Below are 3,353 nucleotides of genomic sequence, written 5' to 3'. Positions count from 1 at the left end.
CTATCAAAAATTTACAATTTTGAGTTACAACAAAAAAACAAACCTCGCTTAGAAGGTGCTAAACAAGGTTGTTTTTTTATAGTTTTTGAGAATTTATTTAAAAAGTGATGGTTGTGCAACAGCTACCCGTGTTAGCGGTTCGTTGTTTTGTCAAGTAAGTTTAAATTTAATTGGTGTCGTGTCTGCAATTCGAGTAATTTTCTTTCTAGCTTCTAAGTCAAGTTTCACCCATTCCATATGCCATCCAATAGAACCATCAAATTTTATTTTGTTCTTTTTAAAATCTTCGGTTATTGTGTTTAAAATTTCTTTATGAGTTACTTCAGCTTTTCCTTTTAGACAAATCAAAAGTGATTTTTCTATAACACCATACTTTTCTTTATCCATACTTATAGCTTTCTTGCCTGTTGGATGTTTGAGTTGTATTTTATGGTCCATTGCAATTTATTTTAGAAGTAAATTATTTTGTAGTCTTAGCGCCTATCTGCTCACCTAGTTTTTCAAATTCTATATCGTTTGGCTCCCATAATTCTATTTTGTTGCCTTCTATGTCCATTATGTGAACAAATTTACCATATTCTACTGTTTCAATTGTGTCAACAACTGTTACTCCGTTTTTCTTCAGTTCTTCGATAAGTGTTTCTATGTTTTCAACTCTATAATTAATCATAAAGTTCTTGGTTGAAGGCTCAAAATATTTGGTTTTTTCAGAAAATGGACTCCATTGAGAAAATCCTTTTTTGGTGCTATCCGCACCTTGTCTCCATTCAAAAACTGCCCCATACTCATTTGTATTTAAACCAAGATTGGTTTCATACCATTCTCTCATTTGTTTGGGGTCTCTACATTTAAAAAAGATTCCACCAATGCCTGTTACTTTTTTCATTTTTGTCTGGTCAATAGATTGTTTTGTTATGATTGTCTTAAATGCAAAACCAAAACAGAATGATATTGATAATGCAATAATTATTAAAGTTATTTTTTTCATTGTCTATTTTTTAGGTTAGTTTCATAAATATTTATCCATTCCTTGACACTCATTTTTTTCATTAATTCACCAATGAATTTATAAGGAATTTCATCTAACTTCTTAAAACGAACACAACTCTTCTCCATATCCAATTTTTGCTGGCTGTGCTTGGGATACTCTGTTACAAACCATTCCAATAATTTTGGGTCAGAATAAATACCCATATGGTAAAAATTAATGGAGTGTTTTTGCGAAGCGATTCCTGCAAACGGCAGAGGTTCACTTGGTTTGCAATGATAACCTGCTGGATAAATTGTATGTGGAACAACATATCCCAATCCACCATAACTAATAGCTGCTTCAAAACCTTTAGGCAGGTTTTTCAAAATAACATCGTGTAGTTTGTTAAAAGGTCCTGCCCTGTCAATTGGCAGGTTTGTCAGAATTTCCTTTACTGTTTTACCGTTTGCCTTCATATTTTAATAACTTCTGTTGTATTTCTGTCGTGTCGTTCTATTGTTGCACTGTCGTCTTTTACAATGACCGCTAACGTTCCGCCGCTTCAAGAAGTGGCGAACTTCGTAACGACATATTTTCCACTAAGATAAAAATTCTTGCGAAAGAACAATGTGAATTTTGCACATTTTTCGCCATTTCTTGAAACGGCTGTTAGCGGTTCGTTGTTTATGTGTTGTCATTGCTCAACTACTACATTCTTACCAAGTGTCTTAAAACGAACTCCGTTCTTTTGCAAAACTGTAATTGTTATTTGTCCAGTTTTGCTCGTTTTCAGGTCTTGCACGATGCCTGATTTCCCTTTATGTGTTCCGCCAACGACAATACATTGGTCGCCATTTTTTAATTTTTCTATTGTCAATTTATTGCTGATTTATAATTGATATTTGTCCAAGCATTTTTTTTTACACTCATTTTTTCGATTTTTCAAACTCCTCCAAGCATTCATCTAATGGTTTTCCATTATTATGAATGCATTCACAAAATTTATATCCAGCAACTTCATTTTTAGTGTTTTTAAATTGCTTTTTACAATCTGATAATGAATTTCTTGGCATAGCATCATATCCGAACTGAGCTAATAAAACTGTAAGTCCGACTGTTATAATTACGCCTGTGAAAAAAATAAATGGAAATTTGTTATTATACTTCGTTGGTTTCTCTAATATACCATAGCTTGAAAATGAATTGAACGGCAAAATATATTTTAGCCTGTCATAATTCCAAACGAGTAAATATAAATTTGCAAGAACCATTAATGGAGATGTTAAAAAAGAGCCTTCAAAACGCAAAGAAAAGGAGAGTAACCAGATATTTATAATAATTGGAAAATATAGTAATGCACCAAGAGTTACAGTTCTTGGTATTATCAATAAAATTGCAGCAACTACTTGGGCTATTCCAATGAATGTGTAATAATAACCAGTTTGATGTAAAGCTTCAAGATAAGCACCCATTGGGTGATTGATTGATAAACCGCTAGCAAATCTTTCACCAAGAATTTTTATCATTCCTGCAATGATGAATGCAAATGCTAATGTTAAACGGCAAAAGATTGAAAATAACCAATACCATCTATTCGCCTTTATGTTTAAATAGAATGTTTCGAATTTGGTTAAAGTGTTCAATGACATATTTGATGTTTGCTTTATTTGCCTTTTTTTTCTCGTCAGTTTGATGGTTGCTGTGTCGTTCGTTACAATGACCGCTAACGGTTTGCGGCTAGGTGAGGTTTTTCTGTGTTGCGCCTGCGGCAGAAAAATCTTGCTTAGCCGCTGTTAGTAGTAGTTTTTAGAATAAAACTCTAAATAAATTTCCAGGAGTATCTTTTGCTACACCAAACCCATGAGCTGTTCCCGCACCTGTCAGAAATTCAATTTCAATTGATGTCCCTTTTGTGCCTAGTAACATAGCATATCCCCTGTTTTCATTCCCCCTTGGTGCTAGACCTAATTCTTGCCCATAAGTCAATAATAAACTATAATTGTTCGTTGATCCTTTTACACCTGCAGTAGAAGACCATCTCCCTTCACAGTATTCTCCATCTGGTAGAGTTAAAAAACATCTTCCACTATTACTGGTGACATTGGTGGCTTTCGCTTTAATTACTTTAATAGGTACATGATTAGATAGGGGCCCTTTGGCAGGATACAAGTCAAGTGTAATGCTACAACTTGATAATACCAATGTTACAAGAATAAAAATTGCTTTCTTCATTATGTTTTTATTTTAAATTACTACTAACGTTTTCGGGCTTGGCGAAGGTGGCGATTTTCACCACAAATGTTGATGCGGAGAACCAAACTTTGATTAACCACAAATGTGTCTGCGGAGCACTGAACCGCCACTTTTGCCAAACCCGTGTTAT

6 protein-coding genes are annotated in these 3,353 nt (G+C 33.9%); all 6 read right to left on the bottom strand.

Translation table 11 applies throughout. From position 1 onward, the window contains the following. Positions 1-150: 150 nt before the first annotated feature. Positions 151-438, bottom strand: a complete 288-nt coding sequence (locus ACKVOD_RS10075) for a DUF6958 family protein (RefSeq protein ID WP_409209344.1) — start codon at positions 436-438, stop codon at positions 151-153. A gap of 22 nt (positions 439-460) precedes the next feature. Continuing rightward, positions 461-988, bottom strand: a complete 528-nt coding sequence (locus tag ACKVOD_RS10070) for a VOC family protein (protein WP_409209343.1) — start codon at positions 986-988, stop codon at positions 461-463. Next, a complete protein-coding gene (locus ACKVOD_RS10065) occupies positions 985-1,446 on the bottom strand; it encodes a DUF1801 domain-containing protein (protein ID WP_409209342.1) in 462 nt (153 codons plus the stop codon). The genes ACKVOD_RS10070 and ACKVOD_RS10065 overlap by 4 nt, the downstream gene beginning before the upstream one ends. A gap of 218 nt (positions 1,447-1,664) precedes the next feature. Next, positions 1,665-1,847 (bottom strand): KOW motif-containing protein, encoded by a 183-nt coding sequence (locus ACKVOD_RS10060; RefSeq protein ID WP_409209341.1) that lies wholly within the window; start codon positions 1,845-1,847, stop codon positions 1,665-1,667. Between the two features lie 49 nt (positions 1,848-1,896). Then, positions 1,897-2,619, bottom strand: a complete 723-nt coding sequence (locus tag ACKVOD_RS10055; protein ID WP_409209340.1) for a DoxX family protein — start codon at positions 2,617-2,619, stop codon at positions 1,897-1,899. Positions 2,620-2,776: 157 nt separating this feature from the next. Then, complete coding sequence (locus tag ACKVOD_RS10050; protein WP_409209339.1) at positions 2,777-3,202, bottom strand: hypothetical protein; 426 nt, start codon at positions 3,200-3,202, stop codon at positions 2,777-2,779. Positions 3,203-3,353: the final 151 nt, after the last annotated feature.

Origin of the sequence: Flavobacterium sp., assembly GCF_046155325.1 — a bacterium.
Classification (GTDB): Bacteria; Bacteroidota; Bacteroidia; order Flavobacteriales; family Flavobacteriaceae; genus Flavobacterium.
This window is presented reverse-complemented; position numbering and strand designations above follow the sequence as displayed.